Here is a 21,518-nt window from a genome sequence, read left to right as displayed (position 1 = left end):
CTTAAATAGTATTTTTAAGAATATTCGACTCCTGCCTAAGATGCGCTCACACCGCACGCGCCGCCCACCCGGGACGGCCCGGCGAAGCCCACCAAGGAGCCCTGATCATGAGCGCAACCCTCCGTAGCCTGGAAGGCCAGGACGAAGCCAACATCCTGCGTGAAGTGCAGAGCGCCCTGCGCGGTCTGCGTTTCGGCGCCGTCGAGATCACCGTGCACAACGGCCAGGTGGTGCAGATCGAGCGCAAGGAGAAGTTCCGCCTGCAGCAGCCCGCCAGCCGCCAGAGCTGATTCCCGGGCCCTGCGGGGCCCGCCGCAACGCCCACGATAAGAACACGCCAACAAGCACAACACCGAAGATTCGTATCCAGGAGCTGCACATGTCCATCCGCCGTTTCGCCCTGGCCGCCCTGGCCAGCGCACTGGTTTCCACGTTGGTCGCCGGCCCCGCGGCCGCGGCCACCCAACTGCTGAACGTGTCCTACGACCCGACCCGCGAGCTGTACCAGGCCTACAACGCGGCCTTCATCAAGCACTGGAAGGCCCAGGGCGGCGACGACCTGACCGTGCAGCAATCCCACGGCGGTTCCGGCAAGCAGGCCCGCGCGGTCATCGACGGCCTGAAGGCCGACGTGGTGACCCTGGCCCTGGCCGGCGACATCGACGAACTGAACAAGCTCGGCAACCTGCTGCCGGCCGACTGGCAGGCGCGCCTGCCGGACAACAGCACCCCCTACACCTCGACCATCGTGTTCCTGGTGCGCAAGGGCAACCCCAAGGGCATCAAGGACTGGGGCGACCTGACCAAGCAGGGCGTCGAGGTCATCACCCCGAACCCGAAGACCTCCGGCGGCGCCCGCTGGAACTTCCTGGCCGCCTGGGCCTGGGCCAAGAAGCAGTACGGCAGTGACGACAAGGCCGAGGCCTACGTCAAGGACCTGTACAAGCACGTGCCCGTGCTGGACACCGGCGCCCGCGGCTCGACCATCACCTTCGTCAACAACAACATCGGCGACGTGCTGCTGGCCTGGGAGAACGAAGCCTTCCTGGCCAAGAAGGAACAGGGCGGCGAGAACTTCGAGATCGTCGTGCCCTCGCTGTCGATCCTGGCCGAGCCGCCGGTGGCGGTGGTCGACAAGACCGTCGACAAGAAGGGCACCCGCAAGGTCGCCGAGGAATACCTGAAGTACCTGTACAGCGAAGAAGGCCAGCGCATCGCCGCGCAGAACTTCTACCGTCCGCGCAACGCCAAGGTCGCCGCCGAGTTCGCCAAGCAGTTCCCGAAACTGGACCTGGTGACCGTCGACAAGGACTTCGGCGGCTGGAAGGTCGCGCAGCCCAAGTTCTTCAACGATGGCGGTATCTTCGACAAGATCTACCAGGCGCAGTGAACCGCGCAGCCACAAGCGGCGAGCCATAAGCTGCAAACAGCTCGCTTGCCGCCTGTGGCTTTCGGCTTGTAGCTAACCGAGAGGTTTCAATGTCACGACGCATCTCCCCGGTCATACCCGGCTTCGGGCTGACTCTGGGCTACACCCTGGTGTATCTCAGCCTGTTGGTGCTGATTCCGCTGGGGGCCCTGTTCCTCAAGACCACCGAGCTCACCTGGGAACAGTTCTGGACCATCATCACCGCCCCGCGCGTGCTCGCCGCGCTCAAGCTGAGCTTCGGCACCGCGCTCATCGCCGCCCTGATCAACGGCGTGATCGGCACCCTGCTGGCCTGGGTGCTGGTGCGCTACGAGTTCCCCGGGCGCAAGATCATCGACGCCATGATCGACCTGCCCTTCGCCCTGCCCACCGCCGTGGCCGGCATCGCCCTGACCGCGCTCTACGCCCCCAACGGCATGATCGGCCGCTTCGCCACCGAGCTGGGCTTCAAGATCGCCTACACCCCGCTGGGCATCACCCTGGCGCTGACCTTCGTGGTGCTGCCCTTCGTGGTGCGCACGGTGCAGCCGGTGCTGGCGGACATCCCCCGCGAGGTCGAGGAAGCCGCCGCCTGCCTGGGCGCCAAGCCGCTGCAGGTGTTCCGCCACGTGCTGCTGCCGGCGCTGCTGCCGGCCTGGCTGACCGGCTTCGCCCTGGCCTTCGCCCGCGGCGTCGGCGAGTACGGCTCGGTGATCTTCATCGCCGGCAACATGCCGATGAAGACCGAGATCCTGCCGCTGCTGATCATGGTCAAGCTGGACCAGTACGACTACACCGGCGCCACCGCCATCGGCGTGCTGATGCTGGTGGTGGCCTTCGTCCTGCTGCTGCTGATCAACCTGCTGCAACGCCGCATCGAGACCCCGTAAGGAGCGCGCCATGAGTTCCGCAACGCTTTCCACCGCACAAGCGGCGAACGCCGCCCGGCGTGGCGCCCCCTGGGGCCGCCGGGCGCTCATCGGCCTGGCCTGGCTGGCCTTCGCCCTGTTCCTGCTGATGCCGCTGTTCGTGGTCCTGAGCGAGGCGCTGAAGCAGGGCTTCGGCACCTTCTTCGAGGCCATCCTCGAGCCCGACGCCCTGGCCGCGCTGAAGCTGACGCTGATCGCCGTGGGCATCTCGGTGCCGCTGAACCTGGTGTTCGGCGTGGCCGCCGCCTGGTGCGTGACCAAGTTCGAGTTCCCCGGCAAGAGCATCCTGGTGACCCTGATCGACCTGCCGTTCTCGGTCTCGCCGGTGATCGCCGGCCTGATCTACGTGCTGCTGTTCGGCGCCCAGGGCTACTTCGGCCCCTGGCTAAGCGACCACGACATCCAGATCGTCTTCGCCGTGCCCGGCATCGTCCTGGCGACCCTCTTCGTCACCTTCCCCTTCGTCGCCCGCGAGCTGATCCCGCTGATGCAGGAACAGGGCACCCAGGAGGAAGAGGCCGCGCGCCTGCTCGGCGCCAACGGCTGGCAGATGTTCTGGCACGTCACCCTGCCGAACATCAAATGGGGCCTGATCTACGGCGTGGTGCTGTGCACCGCGCGGGCGATGGGCGAGTTCGGCGCGGTGTCGGTGGTCTCCGGGCACATCCGCGGCGTCACCAACACCCTGCCGCTGCACGTCGAGATCCTCTACAACGAATACAATCACGTCGCCGCTTTCAGCGTCGCCACCCTGCTGTTGCTGATGGCCCTGGTCATCCTGCTGCTCAAGCAGTGGAGCGAGTCGCGCCTGTCCCGATTGAAAGTCAAAGCTGACGAGGAATAAGCCATGAGTATCGAAATCCGTAACGTCAGCAAGAACTTCAACGCCTTCAAGGCGCTGAACGACATCAACCTGGACATCCACAGCGGCGAGCTGGTGGCCCTGCTCGGCCCCTCCGGCTGCGGCAAGACCACCCTGCTGCGGATCATCGCCGGCCTGGAGACCCCGGACGCCGGCAACATCGTGTTCCACGGCGAGGACGTCTCGCAGCACGACGTGCGCGATCGCAACGTCGGCTTCGTGTTCCAGCACTACGCGCTGTTCCGCCACATGACGGTGTTCGACAACGTCGCCTTCGGCCTGCGCATGAAGTCGAAGAAGGAACGCCCCAGCGAGGCGCGCATCGCCGAGAAGGTCCACGAGCTGCTGAACATGGTGCAGCTGGACTGGCTCGCCGACCGCTACCCGGAACAGCTCTCCGGCGGCCAGCGCCAGCGTATCGCCCTGGCCCGCGCCCTGGCGGTGGAGCCGAAGATCCTGCTGCTGGACGAGCCCTTCGGCGCCCTCGACGCCAAGGTGCGCAAGGAACTGCGCCGCTGGCTGGCGCGCCTGCACGAGGAAATCAACCTCACCTCCGTGTTCGTCACCCACGACCAGGAAGAGGCCATGGAAGTGGCCGACCGCATCGTGGTGATGAACAAGGGCGTGATCGAGCAGATCGGCTCGCCGGGCGAGGTCTACGAGAACCCGGCCAGCGACTTCGTCTACCACTTCCTCGGCGACTCCAACCGCCTGCACCTGGGCAACGACGAGCACGTGCTGTTCCGCCCCCACGAGGTCTCGCTGTCACGCCAGGCGGTGGAAGCCCACCGCGCCGCCGAAGTCCGCGACATCCGTCCGCTGGGCGCCATCACCCGGGTGACGCTGAAGGTGGACGGCCAGGACGAGCTGATCGAGGCCGAGGTGGTCAAGGACCACGACAGCCTGGTGGGCCTGGCCCGCGGCGAGACGCTGTACTTCAAGCCCAAGGCCTACCAGCAGGTGGCGAACATCTGAGCCGCTGCTTCTTCGGGGGGTTGCTTGATGCGGCCTCCAAGGCCCGGGGCTTTTCGTAGGAGCGAGCTTGCTCGCGAATGGCGTGTCCCTCTGGCTACGGTGCTTTGGGTTGACTCCGCCCCTCTCCCCAACCCTCTCCCTGAAGGGAGAGGGGGCCGTTCGGCGTGCTCTGCTATTTCAGCTCTCCCTGATGCTACGCATAAAGCCCGATACCTCCATGAGGCACGGCCTTCGCGCCGGCACGGACTAGCTCCCTCTCCCTTCAGGGAGAGGGCTGGGGAGAGGGAACGGGCTCAAATTCAGCACCCAAGCAACCGGCGAACACCATTCGCGAGCAAGCTCGCTCCTACGAAGAAACCCCATCCTCCAACCGCCGCAGCAGGAACGCTTTACTCGACTCGATGATCGCCCGCTGCGTCTCCTCACTGGCCGTCATCCGCGCCAGCACCAGCGCGCCCACGCACTGGCCGAGCATCGCCCAGGCATCCTCCGCACTCCCCAGCTCCTCCGCCCAGGCCTGCTGCAGCCCGAGCATCGCCGCCTCCACCGTGCCGCGCAACGGCTCGTCGGCGCGGGCGATCTCCGCGCCCAGGGCGGGAATGGCGCAGCCGCCATCGACGTTCTGCACGTGGGCCAGCGTCAGGTAGCGCTGCAGGCAGCGCTCCAGGCGCTCGCGGCCCTGGCCGTCGCCGGCCTTGCCCAGGCGTTCGGCGCTGCGCGTCAGCTCGCGTTCGACGATGGCGGCGAACAGCGCATCCTTGGACGGGAAGTGGTTGTAGAAGGCGCCGCCGCTCAGCCCCACCGCCTTCATCAGCGCGTCCACGCCGACGCTGGCGAAGCCCTCGCGCTTGGCGATGGCGCCGCTGCTCTCCAGCAGGCGCTGGCGGGTTTCTTCCTTGTGGCTGGCTGAGTAACGCATGGCGTGGGCTCCGGAAACGGCTTGACGGCTGACGGAAGCATAACATAACGTTCGTTTACCAAACGATCGTTTACCTATAGCGAAAAGAGGAAACGGACCATGAGCGCTGCCTCCCCCAACGACAAGAAAGTGGTGCTGGTCATCGGCGCCGGCGATGCCACCGGCGGCGCCATCGCCCGCCGCTTCGCCCGCGAGGGCTACGTCGCCTGCGTCACCCGGCGTTCGGCCGACAAGCTGCAGCCGCTGGTCGACGCCATCCGGGCCGAAGGCGGCGAGGCCCACGGCTTCGCCTCGGACGCGCGCAAGGAAGAGCAGGTGGCGGAACTGGTGGAGACCATCGAGCGCGACATCGGCCCCATCGAGGCCTTCGTCTTCAACATCGGCGCCAACGTGCCCTGCGGCATCCTCGACGAGACCGCGCGCAAGTACTTCAAGATCTGGGAAATGGCCTGCTTCGCCGGCTTCCTCACCGGCCAGGCGGTGGCCCGGCGCATGGTCGCGCGCAAGCGCGGCACCCTGCTGTTCACCGGCGCCACCGCCGGGCTGCGCGGCGCCGCCGGGTTCGCCGCCTTCGCCGGGGCCAAGCACGGCATCCGCGCGCTGGCCCAGAGCATGGCCCGGGAACTGGGGCCCATGGGCCTGCACGTGGCCCACGTGGTGGTGGACGGCGCCATCGACACCGACTTCATCCGCGACAACTTCCCGCAGAAGTACGCGCTGAAGGACCAGGACGGCATCCTCGCTCCCGAGCACATCGCCGACAACTACTGGTACCTGCACAGCCAGCCGCGCGACGCCTGGACCTTCGAACTGGATCTGCGCCCCTGGATCGAGCGCTGGTGAATCCCGACTACCACGACAAGAGAGATCGCCCCATGAGCAAGAGCGTCGAGTTCTACTTCGACTTCGGCAGCCCCACCTCCTACCTGGCCTACACCCAGCTGCCAGGCATCTGCGCCGCGGCCGGCGCCGAGCTGGTGTACCGCCCGGTGCTGCTGGGCGGCGTGTTCCAGGCCACCGGCAACGCCTCGCCCATCGCCGTCCCGGCCAAGGGCCGCTACACCCTGATCGACATGCAGCGCTTCGCCCGCCGCTACGGCGTGCCGCTGAAGATGAACCCGCACTTCCCGATCAACACCCTGCTGCTGATGCGCGCCGCCACCGGCGTGCAGCTGCGCCAGCCGGAACGCTTCGAGGCGCTGCTGGCCTGCGTGTTCAAGGGCATGTGGGTGGACGCCCTGAACCTGGGCGATGCGGCGGTGCTGGGCCCGCTGCTGGCCGAGGCCGGCTTCGACCCGCAGGCGCTGCTGGCCCTGGCCGCCGAGCAGGAGGTGAAGGACGCGCTCAAGGCCAACACCGAGGCGGCCATCAAGCGCGGCATGTTCGGCGCGCCGACGATGTTCGTCGGCGACGAGATGTTCTTCGGCCAGGACCGCCTGGACTTCGTCCGCGAGGCGCTGGCCTGAAGCGGCGGGCGGCCCCGCGGGGCCGCCCTTCGCCCGTCACAGGCCATGGGGCACGGCGGAGCGGCGCAGGCCGAAGAACTCCAGTTCGGCGAGCACCCCGACCGCCAGCGCCTGGCCGATGACGAAGGCGCAGCCCAGCACGCTCGGCTGCACCCAGCCGCTGAGCAGCAGGAACAGGCTTTCCAGCACCCACAGCAGGTTGGCGGCGATCACCGCCCAGACGCCGGTGCGCGACAGCAGTTCGCTGTTGGCCATCCAGGCCAGCACCAGGGCGAAGGGCAGCAGCACGATGCCGGCCACCATCAGCAGCGCGGCGGGCAGGCCGAACAGCCCGCTCAGCGGGTTGGCGGCCAGCGCCAGCAGCAGGCCGGTGGCGCCGCTGGCGAGGGCGTCGAGTTGCAGGGAACGGCGGAGCAGCGGGGACGGTTGCAGCAGAGTCATGGCGAATCCTCCTGGACGAAGCGCCGCCGGTCCGCGGCGCCTGGCTGCAGAATCCGCCGCGGCGGGCACAGCGTCGATTACCTGCCAGGTAATGGCCGTGCACCGGCGGCAGGTCTATCGTTCGTTGCCATGGACAGTCAAACCCTCCCCGTCGGCGCCCTGCTGCGCCAGTGGCGCCAGCGCCGCCGCCTCAGCCAGCTCGACCTGGCCTGCGACGCGGACATCTCCACGCGCCACCTGAGCTTCGTCGAGACCGGCCGCGCCCTGCCCAGCCGCGAGATGCTCCTGCACCTGGCCGAGCAGTTGGACATCCCGCTGCGCGAGCGCAACCGCCTGCTCGCCGCCGCCGGTTATGCGCCGGTGTATTCCGAGCGGGCGCTGGACGACCCGGCGCTGACCGTGGCGCGCCAGGCCATCGACCAGTTGCTCAAGGCCCACGAGCCGAACCCGGCGATGGTGGTGGACCGCCACTGGAACCTGCTGGCCTCCAACCACGCGGTGGGCGTCTTCCTCATCGGCGTGGCCCCCGACCTGCTCGCCGCGCCCTGCAACGTGCTGCGCATGAGCCTGCACCCGCGGGGCCTGGCGCCGAACATCCTCAACCTGGGGCCATGGAAGGCCCACGTGATGGCGCGCCTGCAGCGGGACATCGAAGCCAGCGGCGACCCGCAGCTGCAGGCCCTGCGCGACGAACTGGCGCTCTACCCGGCGCCGCCCCACGAGGAGCAGGCCAGCGGCGACATGGTGCTGATACCGGTGGAGCTGCGCACCGAACTGGGGGTGCTCAGCCTGATCGGCACCATCACGGTGTTCGGCACGCCGGTGGACGTGACCCTCTCGGAACTGGCGCTGGAGACCTTCTTCCCCGCCGATGCGCGCAGCGCGGACATCCTGCGCCGGCTCACCGGCGCGGGCTAGGGCCTCAGGCCGCGGCCTTGCGCTCGCGGATGCAGGTCGGCCCGGCGCGTTCCTCGACGGCGCGGCGCACCTCGTCGCGCAGGCCGAGCAGGAAGGCCGCCTCGGCGGCGACGAACAGCGGGCCGACGATCAGCCCCACCAGGTCGTCGACGAAGGCCGGCTTGCGTCCCTCGTACCAGTGGCCGACGAACTGGATCACCCAGCCCACCACGAACAGGCCGATGCCCCAGGCCAGCCAGCTGGCGGTGCTACCCGCGGCCAGCACCGCGCCGGCCCACAGCGACAGCGCCAGGAGCACGCCCATGAGCACGCCGAAGCGCAGGTCCAGGCGCAGGTAGAACACCAGGGAGGCCAGCGCCAGCAGGGTCGCCGGGGCCAGCAACAGGCCGCCGACCTCCAGGCCCGGGCGCGACAGCAGCACGGCGATGGACAGGACGATCATCGGGATGCCGATGAAGTGGCTGAGGATGTTGCGCCGGTCGCGGTGGTAGGCCGCGTACTGCGCCAGGTGATCGACGAGTGTTTTCATTGTTCTGTCGTTCTCGGGCAAGGTACTGGCATCATGGCTTGGACTGCAGTACCACTCTGTCAACTAGCCGACAAAGCCCATGCCCGACACCGCCGACTGCCTGCAACGCATCGCCTCCGGCCGCTGGTTCCAGCACCTGCCCGCCGAACTGCGCGAAGCCCTCGGCCAGGCCGCCATCGTCCGTCGCCTGCCCGCCGGGCAGCGCCTGTTCGCCCGCGGCGACGCCCCCTGCGGGCTGTACTGCGTGGTCGAAGGGCGGATGCGCGTCGGCGCGGTGGGCGCCAGCGGCAAGGAGGCGCTGCTGGCGCTGGTGGAAGCGCCCAACTGGTTCGGCGAGATCTGCCTGTTCGACGGCCAGCCGCGCACCCACGACGCCTACGCAGAAGGCCCCACCACCCTGCTGCAGGTGCCGCTGCCGGCGCTGCAGGCGCTGCTGGCCGAGAAGCCGCAGTACTGGCGCGACTTCGCCCTGCTGATGAGCCACAAGCTGCGCCTGGCCTTCACCGTGCTGGAGGAACAGGCCCTGCTCCCGGCCGCGCAACGCCTGGCGCGGCGCCTGCTGATGCTGGCCGCCAGCTACGGCGAGGCCCAGGCCAGCCAGCGCGAACTGCACCTGCCCCAGGAACAGCTGGCGGCCATGCTCGGGCTGTCGCGGCAGACCACCAACCACCTGCTCAAGGAGCTGGAGGCCCGCGGCGTGCTGCGCCTGAGCTATGCCGGCATCGAGATCCTCGACGCCCACGGCCTGCGCCTGGCCGCCGGCGATCCGGCATGACAGCCTGAAGATGATGGCAAATCACTCTTTCGGATGGTTGCACCGGCCCGCCTAGCCGCTAGCCTGTTGCAAGCCCCGGATCACGGGGCGGGGCGCCGGGGGAGCGCGCCCCGGTTCGGCGCCCCCGCGCAGGGCGCCGGCCGGCCAGGCACGGCCGGCGCAATCCGCGAACCCGCCACGCCCATCTCGGCGTGGCCAGGCGGCCAACAAGAACAACAGGGAAATTCCCGCCATGAACCGCAAGCATCTCCTGCAGTACCTGTTCCTGTGTCTGTTCGCTTTGTTCACCCTGCCCGCCCGGGCCAACCTGCCCAGCGACGAGCTGCAGCTGCAGAGCATGCAGGTCAACGCCTGCCGGGCCCTGGGCAGCCTGTTGCTGCTGCGCGGCGAAGGCTTCCAGGAGGTCCACGCCAACCAGCTGAAGGCCGACCTGGCCGCCCTGGATGCCGCGGTCAAGGGCTACGCCAAGGCCGACGACGGCCTACGCAAGGCCTACCAGGCGCTGCAGGGCCAGGTCCGCGCCGGCACCACCTACGGGCCCAGGGAAGAGGACCTGCCCTGGACCTACCTGGCGGACCTGAGCCGCGCCCTGCGCGACTTCCTCGGCCAGGTCGAGCGCTTCGTGCCGCCGGCCGGCGCCAACGAGCTGCCGCTGTGGCAACTGCCGGTGCGCGTCGAATACCTGACCGCGCAATACCTGGCGCGCGCCTACCTGGGCGTCCTGGAGATCGCCCGCGAGGCGCCGCAGACCTACATCGGCCAGGACGAGAAGACGCTGCTGCCGCTGATCGGCAACAGCCTTTCCCGCCTGCCGCCGGGCACGGCGAGCAGCAAGCTGCAGATGCGCTGGAACTACCTGAGCACGGCCCTGGGCGACATGAACAGCAAGAGCAACGCCCTGGTCAGCGCCTCCGGCCGGCCCTGGGCGCCGATCATCGTCGAGCGCCACGCCCGCGAGCTGACCGACCAGCTCATGCGGCTCAGCCAGGCGCAGTAGCGGCGGGCGCCTTCCCGGCGCCCCCTCAGGCCGCCGGTGCCGGCTCGACCTCGACCTCGGCCTCCCGCGGCGCCGACGGCACGGCATGCGGGCGCGCCAGCTCGTCGCGGTCCAGCTGGGCCGCGCGCCCCACCAGCAGCGGGTCGGGGGCGTGGGCGATGGCCAGGTCCTTGCCGGGGTAGTCCAGCGTGTGCAGGAAGTGGCGCAGGCAGTTCAGCCGCGCACGCTTCTTGTCGTCGGACTTGACCACCACCCAGGGCGCATCGGCGGTGTCGGTGTGGAAGAACATCGCCTCCTTGGCCTGGGTGTAGTCGTCCCAGCGGTCCAGCGACTGGATGTCGATCGGCGACAGCTTCCAGTGCTTGAGCGGGTCGTCGCGGCGCGACACGAAGCGCCGCAGCTGTTCCTCGCGGCTGACCGAGAACCAGTACTTGAACAGCTGGATGCCGTTGCGCACCAGCATGCGCTCCAGTTCCGGCGTCTGCTGCATGAACTCCAGGTACTGGCGCGGCGTGCAGAAGCCCATCACCCGCTCGACGCCGGCGCGGTTGTACCAGGAGCGGTCGAAGAAGACCATTTCCCCCGCGGTGGGCAGGTGCTGGATGTAGCGCTGGAAGTACCACTGGCCGCTTTCCGCGTCGCTGGGCTTCTCCAGGGCCACGACCCGCGCGCCACGCGGGTTCAGGTGCTCCATGAAGCGCTTGATGGTGCCGCCCTTGCCGGCGGCGTCGCGGCCCTCGAAGAGCACCACGATGCGCTGCCCGGTCTCCTTCACCCAGCTCTGCACCTTCAGCAGCTCCACCTGCAACTGCGCCTTGAGCGCCTCGTACTCCTTGCGCTGCAGGCGCTTGCGGTAGGGGTAGGCCGAGGGCAGGCCGGCGGAGCCGGAATCCTCGTTGCTGCCGCGCGGCGCCATGGCCACGGTGAGGGCGACGGGGCCATGGCTCTGGGCGCGGATCTCCTCGCCGCCGCGGGTCGGCGTCGGGGCCTCCAGGGCGGCGAGGACGGGCGGGGTCTTGGGGTCGGGCTGCGGCATGGTCTCCTCCTGTGAGACGGGCGGGTAATCCCTCCACTGTGCTGGCCGCCGGATACGGCGTTCTTGATCGACGTCAACGCCAGGCGCGCCCCGCCGGTGCTACAGCCAGCCGCGGTACTTGAACCAGAGGTAGGGGATGATCGCCGAGACCACCATGCCCACCAGCGCCATGGGGTAGCCGGCCGCCCAGGCCAGCTCCGGCATGTGCTGGAAGTTCATGCCGTACACGCTGGCCACCAGGGTCGGCGGCAGGAACAGCACCGCGGCGATGGAGAACACCTTGATGATGCTGTTCTGCTCGATGTTGATCAGGCCCAGGGTGGCGTCGAGCAGGAAGGTGATCTCCGCGGACATCTTCGACTGGTAGTCGCCCAGCGAACGCACGTCGCGCTCCACCGACTTCATGCCCAGGCGCGCCTCCTCGCTGATCCAGGCGTTGCCGTTGCCGCTCTGGCGGAAGTAGGCCAGCGGCCGGCTGACGCTGAGCAGGCTCTCGTTGAGCTTGGACAGCAGCGAGTTCATCCGCCCCAGGTGCTTGACGATCTGCTGCAGGTCAGTCTTGGGCACGCGGGAGCGGGGCAGCTCGCCGTGGTCGGTGAAGATGTCCCGCGACAGCGTGTCCAGCTGGCCCTGCACCGACTCCAGCACGTCGGCGATGCGGTCGACCACCGCATCCATCAGGCTGACGAACAGCAGGTCGCTGGTGCCCCTGCAGCCGCTGCGCTGCACCCGCGTCTCGAAGGTGCGGAACGACAGCACGTCGGCGTAGCGCACCGTCACCAGCCACTGCGGGGTGAGCACGCAGGTGACTTCCGCGGTGCTCGGCCGGTGCTCGCGGATGCCGCTGACCACCGAGGTGGTCATGTACAGCGCGCCCTTGTTCTCGTAGAAGCGCGAGGAGTCCTCGATCTCGGCCATTTCCTCGCGGGTCGGCACGTCCACTTCGATGAAGGATTCCAGCGCGCGCTCCTCCTCCTCCGTGGGGTGCAGCAGGTCGATCCACAGCGTGCCCGGCGGCATGGCCGCGCCGGCTTCGCCGGTGTGGCGCTGCAGACGGTCGCCGTCGAGGGTGTAATAGGTGATCATGTCGCATCCGCGTCCTTCTGCGGCCATCCAGGTCAGCGCAGGTTGGACAACTTCCCCCGGCTGCACAAGCCCGCACGGAGCCACCCGGCATGAGCGACATCGACGACAGCGAAGAATCCTTCGCCGCAGAGACCCTGATCCAGGCCATCGAGAACCAGATCGAGGGCGGCGAGCCGGCGGCGGCCCGCGCGGTGTTCAACAAGCTGGCCCTGGTCGGCTACGGGCGCGAGGAGGCCCTGGAGATGATGGCCATGGTGCTGGCCCACGAGATCCAGGCGATGCTCGCCGAGGACCGCGCCTTCGACGGAGCCTGGTACGAGCAGGCCCTGCGCGATCTGCCGCAGCTGCCCGGCGAGGAATGAGCTTGCCGAGCGCGGGGTGGCTGTGGCTAAACTGGGGCCACATCGCCACCGAGGAGTCGCCATGGCCTTCACCCAAGAGCTGGTAGCGGAACTGGAATTGCTTGCCCTGTTCGATCTCGAGAACACCCAGGCAGGCCTGAAGATCCACCATGACGCGGCCCCGACGGCCGTGGCGGCAGCCGGGCGGTTGCACGCCAAGGGCCTGATCGACCAGCCCGACGGCGGCTACCTGACCAGCCTGGGGCTGGACGCCGCCGAACACGCCCAGGTGCTGCTGGGCATCCTCAAGCCTGCCTGACCCCTGCGGCCGCCATCCATCGGCGGCCCTCCCCCAATCCCTCAAGGACAGCCCCGCCGCGGTCGATATACAGTGCAGAGCACAGGGTAATGGCATTCAGCCATGCCCGCCCGACAGCTGACCGCGGCAGGCCATGACCTTCACCCACGAGATTCGTCCGGACATCGACGACGGCATCGACCGCAAGGTCCTGGCGCGCCTGCGCAAGCGCTTCCTGGCGGTCAACCAGGGGCGCCTGGAGCGCGCCATGGCCGCGCTGTCGAGCCGTCAGCAGCTGGTGCTGCGCCTGCTGCCGCTGCTGCTGGACGTCAACCACCCGCTGCTGCCCGGCTACGTCTCCGGCGCCGCCCCGGCGGGGCTGTGCGGCTTCGTCCCCGACGAGGCGCTGCTGGCCGAGGCCCAGCGCCTGACCCGCTCGTTCAGCTACAAGCCGCGCCGCGGCGAGGCCGACCTGCCGATCCACGGGCTGTTCCTGATGGGCAGCCTGGGCACGGTGGCCCAGGAGGAGCGGAGCGACCTCGACCTGTGGGTCTGCCATGCCCCGGCGCTTGCGCCCGGCGCGGTGGCCGAACTGCAGCGCAAGTGCGAGCTGCTGGAGCGCTGGGCCGCCAGCCAGGGCGCCGAGGTACACTGCTTCCTCATCGACCCGCGCGGCTTCGTCAGCGGCGCGCGCAACGCCCGGCTGACCTCCGACGACTGCGGCACCAGCCAGCACTACCTGCTGCTCGACGAGTTCTACCGCACCGCCATCTGGCTCGGCGGCCGCACGCCGCTGTGGTGGCTGGTGCCGGTGTACGAGGAAGGCCGCTACCGCGACTACGTCGAGCAGTTGCTGAGCAAGCGCTTCATCCGCCACGAGGAGGTCCTCGACCTCGGCCACCTGGCGCACATCCCGCCCGGCGAGTTCGTCGGCTCGGGCATGTGGCAGCTGTTCAAGGGCATCTCCTCGCCCTACAAGGCAGTGCTCAAGCTGCTGCTCAGCGAGGTCTACGCCAGCGAGCACCCGCAGGTCGCCTGCCTGGCCCTGCGCTTCAAGGCCGAGGTGTACGCCGGGCGCCTGGCGCTGGACGACCTGGACCCGTACATCCTGCTCTACCGGCGCCTGGAGGAATACCTCCTCGCCCGCGGCGAGCAGGAGCGCCTGGAGCTGGTGCGCCGCTGCCTGTACCTGAAGGTCGGCAAGAAGCTCAGCCGCCGCCCGCAGCAGGGCCGCAAGAGCTGGCAGCGCCTGCTGATGGAGCGCCTGGCCGGCGCCTGGGGCTGGGACGAGCGGGTGCTCGGCCTGCTCGACGCGCGCAGCCAGTGGAAGGTGCGCCAGGTCACCCTGGAGCGCCGCGCCCTGGTCAACGAACTGACCTTCAGCTACCGCTTCCTGTCGCGCTTCGCCCGCCAGCAGCAGGCCGCCAGCGGCATCGACCCGCGCGACCTGGGCGTGCTCGGCCGACGGCTGTACGCCGCCTTCGAGCGCAAGGCCGGCAAGATCGAGCACATCAACCCGGGCATCGCCCCGGACCTGGGCGAAGACCTCCTCACCCTCGCCCGCCTGCCCGCCGGCAACCCCGCCGAGGGCGGCTCCTGGGCGCTGTTCCCGGGCAACCTGACCGGCGCCGAGCTGGCCGACTACGCGCCGCTCAAGCGCGCCCGCGAGCTGGTCGAGCTGCTGGCCTGGAGCCACCGCAACGGCGTGATCGACGGCAGCACCCGGCTGTCCCTGCAGCCCGGCGACAGCGACCTGAGCGAGCACGAGCTGGGCAACCTGCTGCTCGGCCTGCAGCAGGCCATGCCCATGCCCCTGGAGGAAGTCGCCGAAAGCGCCCTGCTGCGCCCCAGCGCCCCCGCCAGCGTGCTGATCCTGGTGAACGTCGGCCTCGACCCGCTGCGCCAGCACAGCCAGGCCAACCTGCACATGACCAGCGGGCGCACCGACGCGCTGGGCTACTCCGGCATGCGCGACAACCTGGTGCTGACCCTCGACCAGGTCACCCTGAACAGCTGGAACGAACTGCTGGTCAGCCGCTACGCCGGCCCCGGCGCGCTGCTCGACTGCCTGCGCGACTTCCTCAACGCCCTGCCCGCCGACGCCGCGCCGCCACGCCTGCTGGTGCGCTGCTTCTGCCGCAACCGCGCGGCGGCCATCGCCCAGCGCGTCGAGGCACTGTTCCAGGACGCCTACACCCAGCTGGCCAGCGGCACCGGCGGCCGCTACCTGCTGCAGATCCGCCAGCAGTACCACCTGCTGCGCCTGCAGCCGGGCCAGGTCAGCCACCAGAGCCTGGCCGACCTGCCGGCCCTGCTCGAACACCTGGGCGAGCGCCAGGGCGCCTACAGCCCGCTGCACCTGGACCGCCACGCCCTGGAAGGCGAGGACCTGGCGCTGGTGCTGCCGCTGGGCCGCCCCGGCTGCCTGCAGGTGGTCTACCGCCTGGACGAGGGCCAGGCCGCGCTCTACCTGCTGGATGAACGCAACTCCCTGTGGCACGGCCGCCAGGCCTGCGACGACGAGCAGACGCTGCTGGTGCCGCTGCAGCGCTTCCTCCAGGCCATGCTCTACCGGCGCAGCGCGCAGCTGCCGCTGGGCGAGGCGCAGCCGGTGCAGGAAATTCTTTATTACGAATTGCTACCGGCCGGCCGCGGGCGGGCTCGCCGGGTGGAGCGCCGCAGCGTACCGCCGAGCGCACAGGAGCGGCCCTACTACAACGTCCAGGCGATCGTCGAGCCGGGTACCGGGCAGCGGTCGCGCATCACCCTGTACTGCAACCACCGCGAATTTTCCGAGCTGGAGTACGGCGCCGGGCTGTTCCAGGCCGTGGCCCGGCACATCCTCGCCCAGCGCCGCGGGCAGGAGCGCTACCCCTGCTACATCACCGACCTCGACCTGTCGGCGGTGGCCGCGGAGCCGGCGCTGCAGAGCATCCATTACCTGCGCTACAAGCAGCGCCTGGAAAGCGCGCTGAACCAGGCCCTGGCCGACGCCTGAGGCGCGGCCCCGGGGCCTGCGTCCATCGCGGGGAGGCCTAGCGGTTGTAGTCGCCGGCGGCTTCTGGCTGGTAGGTGATGTCCAGCAGGCTCAGCTTGAGGGTCTTGCCGCCCGGGGCCGGCCAGTCGATGCTCTGGCCGACGGTCAGGCCCAGCAGCGCGGTGCCCACCGGCGCGAGGATGGATACCTTGCCTTCGCCGCCGGCGTCTTCCGGGTAGACCAGGGTCAGCAGGTATTCCTTGCCGCTGCCTTCCTCGCGGCAGCGCACGCTGGAGTTCATGGTCACCACGCCCGGCGGCACCTCGTCGTGGCCGACCACGTTGGCGCGGGACAGCTCGGCTTCCAGCGCTTCGGCGGCGGGACCGTACTCATCCAGGCTGTCGAGCAGGCGCTCCAGACGTTGCAGGTCGAGACGGGTAACGGTGATGGGCGGCGTGGTGGTCATGATGGCCGGCAGACTCCTTGGCAGTGGATCGAAAAAAGAAAAACCCCGCCCAAGGCGGGGTTTTCAGCGGACACTAACACAGTGCCGCGAATAAGCAATACCACCCGGTCAGGGGGCCGGCTACAGCGGTTTGCGGCGCGCCAGGGCGGCCTCGACGATCTGCCGGCGGCGCGCGCCGTCGGCCTGGTTCCATTCGAGAATCTCCGCCAGGCTGCGGCCGCAGCCCAGGCAGACGTCGCCCTCGTCCAGGCAGCAGCGCCGGCAGCAGGGCGAGGGCACCGGCGCCTCAGAGGCCGGGGAACTCGACATCCGTGCCCGCCTGCTCCAGGGTCGCTCGGTTGAGCAGCGCGCCCAGCGGCTCGCGGGCGCTGTCGCTCAGCCACAGGCTGCCGGACGCGTCGTAGTCGAAGTGGAAACCGCCGGAGCGCGCCGCCACCCACAGCTGGCGCAGCGCCGGCTGGCGGCTGAGGATCAGTTGGCTGCCGTTCTCGAAGCGCACGGTCAGCACGCCGCCGGAATTCTCCAGGTCCACGTCCAGGTCACTGTCATCGAAGGCGTCCTCCACCGTGGTCAGCACCTCGTCGACGAGGTCGTGGAAACGGGCTTCGCTCATGCTGCTCATGCATTGTCCTCAGGAATCTGCCAAAGGCTGCAGTGTACGCCGGTATTGCCCAAGACTCTGCCCCGTCCAGCGGCGGAAGGCCCGGGCCAGCGAGCCGGTCTCGCTGAAGCCGACCAGGCTGGCGACGTCGGCCAGCTCCAGCGCCGGGTCGCGCAGGTGGTGCAGCACCAACTGCTGGCGCGTCTCGTCCACCAGGCGGCTGAACGACAGGCCGCTGTCGCGCAGGCGGCGCTGCAGCGTGCGCGGGCTCAGGGCCAGCTCGCCGGCCAGGGCCTCGAGGTCGACCGCCTGCTCCGGCAGGCGCTCGGCCAGGCACTGGCGGGCCCGTTCGAGCACGCCGTCGCCACGGCGGATGCTCTCCAGCAGGCGCCCGGCGTAGGCATCGAGGGTGCGCTGGATCTGGCTGTCGGCCTGCTCCAGGGGCAGCGCCAGCAGGCGCCGGGGGAACACCAGGGCGTTGTCCGCCTGGCCGAACAGCACCGGGCAGCGGAAGATGCGCCGGTGCTCGGCGGTGTCGGCCGGCGCCGGGTGGCGGAAGCGCACCTCCAGCGGCGCCTGGTCGCGGCCGCTGATCCAGTGGCCGAAGCGCAGCCAGCAGGCCAGGGTCTCCTCCGCCAGTTGGCGCTGCTGGCGTGGCAGCAACGGCTCCCAGCGGTGCCGCACCAGCGGCTCGTGGCCGGCGCGCGGCGGCTCGTCGGCCAGCTCGACGCGGCCCAGGCTGCCCACCAGCTCGGCGTAGCGGGCCTGGCGATGCAGGGCGTCGCCGAGGGTCGCGCAGCTCATCAGCAGGTAGCCGAGCACGCCGAAGTGGCCGGGGCGCACCGCCTCGCCCAGGTGCAAGCCGAGGTCGGCGTCGCCGCTCAGCGCCAAGCCCAGCTCCAGCAGGTCGACATAGACGCTGGCGGCGATGCGCGCCTCGCGCTGGTCGAGGACTGCCGGGTCGAGCCGGGCGCCGGCCAGCAGCCGCTGCGGCGCCACGCCGCGACGTTCGAGGTGGTCCACCAGGCCCTGCACGTAGGCGATGGAGATGGAGCCGGCGAGTGGGACGGGGGCTTGCATGGATCCTCCGTTTTTTCCTTCAGATGCTAGGGGCTGGCGGGGGCTGATCGCAAACCGCGTTGCCGCGAAAAATGTCGTCGGGCTAGACGCGGGACGCCGGGAATGGCCGCCCCTTGCCAAGTCCCGCAACGACGCATGGCGACATTTTCCGCGCAACCCGAAGGGACGGGACTGTTCCGGCGCGCAGCCACCTATCCGTCGCATGACCGCGCGAGAGGGTCGAAGCAGGTGCCGTACTCGCGCTGGAACAGGCGCCGTCGCGGCTGCGAGCAGCCCCCGCCGGCCCCTTTGCAAGGCCCGCCGGGCGGGAGTCCGCTCGCATAGGCAAGGCGCCGGGGGGCCGGTATACTCCGGGGCAATTACGCTTTGATCACAAGGATTCCGCCATGAAGCGACTGCTTCTTCCCTTCGTCGCGCTCGCCGTGCTCAGCGCCGCGCTCGCCGGCTGCGGCCAGAAAGGCCCGCTGTACCTGCCGGACGACCAGCAAGCCCAAAGCAAGCACAGCAAGGACCGCTACGGTCTGTAAGGGAGCAGCACATGGAGGCATTCAACGTCCGTGACGGGCAACTGTTCGCGGAAGGCGTGGCGTTGTCGGCCATCGCCGAGCGCTTCGGCACGCCCACCTACGTCTACTCGCGCGCTCACATCGAGCAGCAGTTCCGTTCCTATACCGACGCCCTGCAGGGCTTGCCGCACCTGGTCTGCTTCGCGGTCAAGGCCAACTCCAACCTGGCCGTGCTGAACGTCCTGGCGCGCCTGGGCTCGGGCTTCGACATCGTCTCGCGCGGCGAGCTGGAACGCGTGCTGGCTGCCGGCGGCGACCCGGCCAAGGTGGTGTTCTCCGGCGTCGGCAAGACCCGCGAGGACATGCGCCGCGCCCTGCAAGTGGGCGTGCACTGCTTCAACGTCGAATCCACCATGGAACTGGAGCGCCTGCAGGAAGTGGCCGCGGAACTGGGCGTCAAGGCGCCGGTGTCGCTGCGGGTGAACCCGGACGTGGACGCCCAGACCCACCCCTACATCTCCACCGGGCTGAAAGAGAACAAGTTCGGCGTCGACATCGACGATGCCGAGGCCATCTACGCCCGCGCCGCCGAGCTGCCGAACCTGGACGTGAAGGGCGTGGACTGCCACATCGGCTCGCAGCTGACCCAGCTCGAACCCTTCCTCGACGCCCTCGACCGCCTGCTGGCGCTGGTCGACCGCCTGGCCGCGCGCGGCATCGCCATCCGCCACCTGGACCTGGGCGGTGGCCTGGGCGTGCGCTACCGCGACGAAACCCCGCCGCCGGCCAGCGACTACATCCGCGCCGTCCGCGAGCGCCTGGGCAGCCGCCAGTTGACCCTGGTGTTCGAGCCGGGCCGCTACATCGTGGCCAACGCCGGCCTGCTGCTGACCCGCGTGGAGTACCTCAAGCACACCGCGCACAAGGACTTCGCCATCATCGACGCGGCGATGAACGACCTGATCCGCCCGGCGCTGTACCAGGCCTGGATGGAAGTCAGCCCGGTCGTACCGCGCGCCGGCGAGAAACGCACCTACGACCTGGTCGGCCCCATCTGCGAGACCGGCGACTTCCTCGCCAAGGGCCGCGAGCTGGCCCTGGAGGAAGGCAACCTGCTGGCGGTGCGCTCGGCCGGCGCCTATGGTTTCGTCATGAGTTCCAACTACAACACCCGCGGCCGCGCCGCCGAGGTGCTGGTGGATGGCGAGCGGGCCTTCGAGGTGCGCCGCCGCGAGACCGTCCAGGAGCTTTACGCCGGCGAAAGCCTGCTGCCGGAGTGAGGCCGAGACCATGTTACTGCGCTTCACCAAGATGCACGGGCTGGGCAACGACTTCATGGTCCTCGACCTGGTCAGCCAGCACGCCCACGTGCTGCCCCGCCACGTCAAGACCTGGGGCGACCGCAACACCGGCGTCGGCTTCGACCAGCTGCTGATCGTCGAGCCGCCGGGCACCCCCGACGTCGACTTCCGCTACCGCATCTTCAACGCCGACGGCAGCGAAGTGGAACAGTGCGGCAACGGCGCGCGCTGCTTCGCCCGCTTCGTGCTGGACAAGCGCCTGACCATGAAGAAGACCATCCGCGTCGAGACCAAGGGCGGCATCATCGAGCTCAGCGTCGCCAACGACGGCCAGGTCACCGTGGACATGGGCGCGCCGCGCCTGGCGCCGGAACAGGTGCCCTTCGTCGCCGACGCCGAGGCCGCCAGCTACACCCTGGACGTCGACGGGCAGAGCGTCGAGCTGGCCGCCATCTCCATGGGCAACCCCCACGGCGTGCTGCGGGTGGACAACGTCGACACCGCCCCGGTGCGCACCCTGGGCCCGCAACTGGAGGTGCACCCGCGCTTCCCGGCCAAGGCCAACATCGGCTTCCTCCAGGTGCTCGACGCCAACCATGCGCGCCTGCGCGTGTGGGAACGCGGCGTCGGCGAGACCCTGGCCTGCGGCACCGGCGCCTGCGCCGCCGCGGTGGCCGGCATCCGCCAGGGCTGGCTGCGCTCGCCGGTGCAGATCGACCTGCCGGGCGGCCGCCTGAACATCGAGTGGGCAGGCCCCGGCCAGCCGGTTATGATGACCGGGCCCGCCGTGCGGGTGTACGAAGGCCAGGTCCGCCTGTAACCCGAGACGCCAAGCCGAGACGCCCATGACCGAGAACAGCCCGGAACACCGCCCGCCGCTGGATGCCGAACAGGTCGCCGAGTACCTGCGCCAGCATCCCGAATTCTTCGTCGAGCACGACGAGCTGATCCCGGAGATGCGCATCCCCCACGAGAGCGGCAACGCCGTCTCGCTGGTGGAGCGCCAGGTGCGCCTGCTGCGCGAGCGCAACATCGAGATGCGCCACCGCCTGGCGCAGCTGATGGACGTGGCCCGCGACAACGACCGGCTGTTCGACAAGACCCGCCGCCTGGTGCTCGACCTGCTCGACACCACCAGCCTGGAGGACGTGGTCAGCACCGTGGAAGACAGCCTGCGCCACGAATTCCAGGTGCCCTACGTCAGCTTCATCCTGTTCAGCGACAACAACCTGCCGGTGGGCCGTTCGGTGAGCAGCGCCGAGGCGCACCAGGCCATCGGCGGCCTGCTCTCCGGCGGCAAGACCGTGTGCGGCGTGCTGCGCCCCCACGAGCTGGCCTTCCTGTTCGGCGAAGCCGAGCGCGACGGCGTCGGCTCGGCGGCGGTGGTCTCGCTGAACTACCAGGGCCTGCACGGCGTGCTGGCCATCGGCAGCCCGGACCCGCAGCACTACAAGAGCTCCCTCGGCACCCTGTTCCTCGGCTACGTGGCCGAGGTCCTGGCCCGCGTCCTGCCGCGCTTCTCCACGCCGCTGCGGTCGGTACGCTAGAAAGGCGGCGGCAAGCCTCAAGTTTCAAGCCGCAAGCAGAGCGACGCGGTGGAAGCCGGG

Annotated in this window: 26 protein-coding genes; 17 read left to right on the top strand and 9 right to left on the bottom strand. The window is 69.4% G+C overall.

The window, feature by feature from the left end:
* The first annotated feature begins 107 nt into the window (after positions 1-107).
* From oscA to CHC02_RS07310, 5 genes are all read left to right on the top strand, one after another.
* Positions 108-290 carry a sulfur starvation response protein OscA gene (gene oscA, locus CHC02_RS07330; protein ID WP_009614015.1) on the top strand — a complete coding sequence of 61 codons (183 nt, stop codon included), beginning with the start codon at positions 108-110 and terminating at the stop codon, positions 288-290.
* Between the two features lie 89 nt (positions 291-379).
* Positions 380-1,390: a sulfate ABC transporter substrate-binding protein gene (locus tag CHC02_RS07325; protein WP_089390828.1), complete on the top strand. Its 1,011-nt coding sequence runs from the start codon at positions 380-382 to the stop codon at positions 1,388-1,390.
* 89 nt (positions 1,391-1,479) lie between these two features.
* Positions 1,480-2,298: a sulfate ABC transporter permease subunit CysT gene (gene cysT, locus CHC02_RS07320; RefSeq protein ID WP_089390827.1), complete on the top strand. Its 819-nt coding sequence runs from the start codon at positions 1,480-1,482 to the stop codon at positions 2,296-2,298.
* A 10-nt stretch (positions 2,299-2,308) separates the two neighbouring features.
* Positions 2,309-3,181 (top strand): sulfate ABC transporter permease subunit CysW, encoded by an 873-nt coding sequence (cysW, locus tag CHC02_RS07315; RefSeq protein WP_089390826.1) that lies wholly within the window; start codon positions 2,309-2,311, stop codon positions 3,179-3,181.
* Positions 3,182-3,184: 3 nt separating this feature from the next.
* Positions 3,185-4,174, top strand: coding sequence for a sulfate/molybdate ABC transporter ATP-binding protein (locus CHC02_RS07310; protein WP_089390825.1), 990 nt, complete (start codon positions 3,185-3,187; stop codon positions 4,172-4,174).
* A gap of 346 nt (positions 4,175-4,520) precedes the next feature.
* Here the strand turns inward: CHC02_RS07310 and CHC02_RS07305 are convergent, their stop codons facing one another.
* Positions 4,521-5,093, bottom strand: a complete 573-nt coding sequence (locus CHC02_RS07305) for a TetR/AcrR family transcriptional regulator (protein WP_089390824.1) — start codon at positions 5,091-5,093, stop codon at positions 4,521-4,523.
* A gap of 99 nt (positions 5,094-5,192) precedes the next feature.
* On the opposite strand from CHC02_RS07305, the gene CHC02_RS07300 reads away from it, so the two are divergent.
* The gene (locus tag CHC02_RS07300; protein ID WP_089390823.1) at positions 5,193-5,936 is read left to right on the top strand and encodes an SDR family oxidoreductase; all 744 of its coding nucleotides are present in this window, start codon (positions 5,193-5,195) and stop codon (positions 5,934-5,936) included.
* Positions 5,937-5,968: 32 nt separating this feature from the next.
* Positions 5,969-6,559 (top strand): 2-hydroxychromene-2-carboxylate isomerase, encoded by a 591-nt coding sequence (locus CHC02_RS07295; RefSeq protein WP_089390822.1) that lies wholly within the window; start codon positions 5,969-5,971, stop codon positions 6,557-6,559.
* Positions 6,560-6,595: 36 nt separating this feature from the next.
* Here CHC02_RS07295 and CHC02_RS07290 read toward each other — a convergent pair whose 3' ends face one another.
* Positions 6,596-7,000, bottom strand: coding sequence for a hypothetical protein (locus CHC02_RS07290; protein WP_089390821.1), 405 nt, complete (start codon positions 6,998-7,000; stop codon positions 6,596-6,598).
* 129 nt (positions 7,001-7,129) lie between these two features.
* Here CHC02_RS07290 and CHC02_RS07285 point away from each other — a divergent pair, with 129 nt between their 5' ends.
* Positions 7,130-7,918, top strand: a complete 789-nt coding sequence (locus tag CHC02_RS07285) for an MmyB family transcriptional regulator (RefSeq protein WP_089390820.1) — start codon at positions 7,130-7,132, stop codon at positions 7,916-7,918.
* Positions 7,919-7,922: 4 nt separating this feature from the next.
* Here the strand turns inward: CHC02_RS07285 and CHC02_RS07280 are convergent, their stop codons facing one another.
* Positions 7,923-8,447: an Mpo1 family 2-hydroxy fatty acid dioxygenase gene (locus tag CHC02_RS07280; RefSeq protein WP_089390819.1), complete on the bottom strand. Its 525-nt coding sequence runs from the start codon at positions 8,445-8,447 to the stop codon at positions 7,923-7,925.
* A 79-nt stretch (positions 8,448-8,526) separates the two neighbouring features.
* Here CHC02_RS07280 and CHC02_RS07275 point away from each other — a divergent pair, with 79 nt between their 5' ends.
* The gene (locus tag CHC02_RS07275) at positions 8,527-9,222 is read left to right on the top strand and encodes a Crp/Fnr family transcriptional regulator (RefSeq protein WP_089390818.1); all 696 of its coding nucleotides are present in this window, start codon (positions 8,527-8,529) and stop codon (positions 9,220-9,222) included.
* A 232-nt stretch (positions 9,223-9,454) separates the two neighbouring features.
* On the top strand, positions 9,455-10,219 hold the full coding sequence (locus CHC02_RS07270) for a hypothetical protein (protein ID WP_089390817.1): 765 nt from the start codon (positions 9,455-9,457) through the stop codon (positions 10,217-10,219).
* 25 nt (positions 10,220-10,244) lie between these two features.
* On the opposite strand, the gene ppk2 is transcribed toward CHC02_RS07270, so the two are convergent.
* Positions 10,245-11,135, bottom strand: coding sequence for a polyphosphate kinase 2 (ppk2, locus tag CHC02_RS07265; RefSeq protein ID WP_244160905.1), 891 nt, complete (start codon positions 11,133-11,135; stop codon positions 10,245-10,247).
* Between the two features lie 219 nt (positions 11,136-11,354).
* Positions 11,355-12,341, bottom strand: coding sequence for a magnesium transporter CorA family protein (locus CHC02_RS07260; RefSeq protein WP_089390815.1), 987 nt, complete (start codon positions 12,339-12,341; stop codon positions 11,355-11,357).
* A gap of 89 nt (positions 12,342-12,430) precedes the next feature.
* Here CHC02_RS07260 and CHC02_RS07255 point away from each other — a divergent pair, with 89 nt between their 5' ends.
* The 3 genes from CHC02_RS07255 (at position 12,431) to CHC02_RS07245 (ending at position 15,978) form a co-directional block, all read left to right on the top strand.
* The gene (locus tag CHC02_RS07255) at positions 12,431-12,703 is read left to right on the top strand and encodes a hypothetical protein (protein ID WP_089390814.1); all 273 of its coding nucleotides are present in this window, start codon (positions 12,431-12,433) and stop codon (positions 12,701-12,703) included.
* 61 nt (positions 12,704-12,764) lie between these two features.
* Positions 12,765-13,001 (top strand): TIGR02647 family protein, encoded by a 237-nt coding sequence (locus CHC02_RS07250; protein WP_089390813.1) that lies wholly within the window; start codon positions 12,765-12,767, stop codon positions 12,999-13,001.
* A 133-nt stretch (positions 13,002-13,134) separates the two neighbouring features.
* On the top strand, positions 13,135-15,978 hold the full coding sequence (locus CHC02_RS07245; RefSeq protein WP_089390812.1) for a class I adenylate cyclase: 2,844 nt from the start codon (positions 13,135-13,137) through the stop codon (positions 15,976-15,978).
* Positions 15,979-16,015: 37 nt separating this feature from the next.
* Here CHC02_RS07245 and rnk read toward each other — a convergent pair whose 3' ends face one another.
* The 4 genes from rnk to CHC02_RS07225 all read right to left on the bottom strand — a co-directional run bounded on the left by rnk (position 16,016) and on the right by CHC02_RS07225 (position 18,104).
* A complete protein-coding gene (gene rnk / locus CHC02_RS07240) occupies positions 16,016-16,423 on the bottom strand; it encodes a nucleoside diphosphate kinase regulator (RefSeq protein WP_089390811.1) in 408 nt (135 codons plus the stop codon).
* A gap of 120 nt (positions 16,424-16,543) precedes the next feature.
* A complete protein-coding gene (locus tag CHC02_RS07235; RefSeq protein WP_089390810.1) occupies positions 16,544-16,732 on the bottom strand; it encodes a DUF1289 domain-containing protein in 189 nt (62 codons plus the stop codon).
* Positions 16,710-17,045, bottom strand: coding sequence for an iron donor protein CyaY (gene cyaY / locus CHC02_RS07230; RefSeq protein ID WP_089390809.1), 336 nt, complete (start codon positions 17,043-17,045; stop codon positions 16,710-16,712). The genes CHC02_RS07235 and cyaY overlap by 23 nt, the downstream gene beginning before the upstream one ends.
* Before the next feature lie 9 nt (positions 17,046-17,054).
* A complete protein-coding gene (locus tag CHC02_RS07225) occupies positions 17,055-18,104 on the bottom strand; it encodes an AraC family transcriptional regulator (RefSeq protein WP_089390808.1) in 1,050 nt (349 codons plus the stop codon).
* Between the two features lie 386 nt (positions 18,105-18,490).
* On the opposite strand from CHC02_RS07225, the gene lptM reads away from it, so the two are divergent.
* The 4 genes from lptM to CHC02_RS07200 are packed head-to-tail and all read left to right on the top strand — an operon-like array spanning position 18,491 to position 21,458.
* Positions 18,491-18,631: an LPS translocon maturation chaperone LptM gene (lptM, locus tag CHC02_RS07215; protein ID WP_009614052.1), complete on the top strand. Its 141-nt coding sequence runs from the start codon at positions 18,491-18,493 to the stop codon at positions 18,629-18,631.
* A gap of 11 nt (positions 18,632-18,642) precedes the next feature.
* The gene (lysA, locus tag CHC02_RS07210) at positions 18,643-19,890 is read left to right on the top strand and encodes a diaminopimelate decarboxylase (protein WP_089390806.1); all 1,248 of its coding nucleotides are present in this window, start codon (positions 18,643-18,645) and stop codon (positions 19,888-19,890) included.
* Positions 19,891-19,900: 10 nt separating this feature from the next.
* Positions 19,901-20,731: a diaminopimelate epimerase gene (dapF, locus tag CHC02_RS07205; protein WP_089390805.1), complete on the top strand. Its 831-nt coding sequence runs from the start codon at positions 19,901-19,903 to the stop codon at positions 20,729-20,731.
* A 25-nt stretch (positions 20,732-20,756) separates the two neighbouring features.
* Complete coding sequence (locus CHC02_RS07200; protein WP_089390804.1) at positions 20,757-21,458, top strand: DUF484 family protein; 702 nt, start codon at positions 20,757-20,759, stop codon at positions 21,456-21,458.
* The last annotated feature ends 60 nt before the right edge of the window (positions 21,459-21,518 follow it).

Origin of the sequence: Pseudomonas delhiensis, assembly GCF_900187975.1 — a bacterium.
In the GTDB taxonomy this organism is placed as follows: domain Bacteria; phylum Pseudomonadota; class Gammaproteobacteria; order Pseudomonadales; family Pseudomonadaceae; genus Pseudomonas; species Pseudomonas delhiensis.
This window is presented reverse-complemented; position numbering and strand designations above follow the sequence as displayed.

What these genes read in the sequence shown, in the direction of transcription:
- CHC02_RS07290 (WP_089390821.1), bottom strand. Translation starts at nt 7,000, where the DNA reads ATGACTCTGCTGCAACCGTCCCCGCTGCTCCGCCGTTCCCTGCAACTC.
- rnk (WP_089390811.1), bottom strand. Translation starts at nt 16,423, where the DNA reads ATGACCACCACGCCGCCCATCACCGTTACCCGTCTCGACCTGCAACGT.
- CHC02_RS07280 (WP_089390819.1), bottom strand. Translation starts at nt 8,447, where the DNA reads ATGAAAACACTCGTCGATCACCTGGCGCAGTACGCGGCCTACCACCGC.
- cyaY (WP_089390809.1), bottom strand. Translation starts at nt 17,045, where the DNA reads ATGAGCAGCATGAGCGAAGCCCGTTTCCACGACCTCGTCGACGAGGTG.
- oscA (WP_009614015.1), top strand. Translation starts at nt 108, where the DNA reads ATGAGCGCAACCCTCCGTAGCCTGGAAGGCCAGGACGAAGCCAACATC.
- CHC02_RS07310 (WP_089390825.1), top strand. Translation starts at nt 3,185, where the DNA reads ATGAGTATCGAAATCCGTAACGTCAGCAAGAACTTCAACGCCTTCAAG.
- CHC02_RS07235 (WP_089390810.1), bottom strand. Translation starts at nt 16,732, where the DNA reads ATGTCGAGTTCCCCGGCCTCTGAGGCGCCGGTGCCCTCGCCCTGCTGC.
- CHC02_RS07225 (WP_089390808.1), bottom strand. Translation starts at nt 18,104, where the DNA reads ATGCAAGCCCCCGTCCCACTCGCCGGCTCCATCTCCATCGCCTACGTG.
- CHC02_RS07305 (WP_089390824.1), bottom strand. Translation starts at nt 5,093, where the DNA reads ATGCGTTACTCAGCCAGCCACAAGGAAGAAACCCGCCAGCGCCTGCTG.
- CHC02_RS07295 (WP_089390822.1), top strand. Translation starts at nt 5,969, where the DNA reads ATGAGCAAGAGCGTCGAGTTCTACTTCGACTTCGGCAGCCCCACCTCC.
- CHC02_RS07285 (WP_089390820.1), top strand. Translation starts at nt 7,130, where the DNA reads ATGGACAGTCAAACCCTCCCCGTCGGCGCCCTGCTGCGCCAGTGGCGC.
- CHC02_RS07270 (WP_089390817.1), top strand. Translation starts at nt 9,455, where the DNA reads ATGAACCGCAAGCATCTCCTGCAGTACCTGTTCCTGTGTCTGTTCGCT.
- lysA (WP_089390806.1), top strand. Translation starts at nt 18,643, where the DNA reads ATGGAGGCATTCAACGTCCGTGACGGGCAACTGTTCGCGGAAGGCGTG.
- CHC02_RS07275 (WP_089390818.1), top strand. Translation starts at nt 8,527, where the DNA reads ATGCCCGACACCGCCGACTGCCTGCAACGCATCGCCTCCGGCCGCTGG.
- cysW (WP_089390826.1), top strand. Translation starts at nt 2,309, where the DNA reads ATGAGTTCCGCAACGCTTTCCACCGCACAAGCGGCGAACGCCGCCCGG.
- dapF (WP_089390805.1), top strand. Translation starts at nt 19,901, where the DNA reads ATGTTACTGCGCTTCACCAAGATGCACGGGCTGGGCAACGACTTCATG.
- CHC02_RS07260 (WP_089390815.1), bottom strand. Translation starts at nt 12,341, where the DNA reads ATGATCACCTATTACACCCTCGACGGCGACCGTCTGCAGCGCCACACC.
- CHC02_RS07325 (WP_089390828.1), top strand. Translation starts at nt 380, where the DNA reads ATGTCCATCCGCCGTTTCGCCCTGGCCGCCCTGGCCAGCGCACTGGTT.
- lptM (WP_009614052.1), top strand. Translation starts at nt 18,491, where the DNA reads ATGAAGCGACTGCTTCTTCCCTTCGTCGCGCTCGCCGTGCTCAGCGCC.
- CHC02_RS07250 (WP_089390813.1), top strand. Translation starts at nt 12,765, where the DNA reads ATGGCCTTCACCCAAGAGCTGGTAGCGGAACTGGAATTGCTTGCCCTG.
- cysT (WP_089390827.1), top strand. Translation starts at nt 1,480, where the DNA reads ATGTCACGACGCATCTCCCCGGTCATACCCGGCTTCGGGCTGACTCTG.
- CHC02_RS07200 (WP_089390804.1), top strand. Translation starts at nt 20,757, where the DNA reads ATGACCGAGAACAGCCCGGAACACCGCCCGCCGCTGGATGCCGAACAG.
- CHC02_RS07300 (WP_089390823.1), top strand. Translation starts at nt 5,193, where the DNA reads ATGAGCGCTGCCTCCCCCAACGACAAGAAAGTGGTGCTGGTCATCGGC.
- ppk2 (WP_244160905.1), bottom strand. Translation starts at nt 11,135, where the DNA reads ATGGCGCCGCGCGGCAGCAACGAGGATTCCGGCTCCGCCGGCCTGCCC.
- CHC02_RS07255 (WP_089390814.1), top strand. Translation starts at nt 12,431, where the DNA reads ATGAGCGACATCGACGACAGCGAAGAATCCTTCGCCGCAGAGACCCTG.
- CHC02_RS07245 (WP_089390812.1), top strand. Translation starts at nt 13,135, where the DNA reads ATGACCTTCACCCACGAGATTCGTCCGGACATCGACGACGGCATCGAC.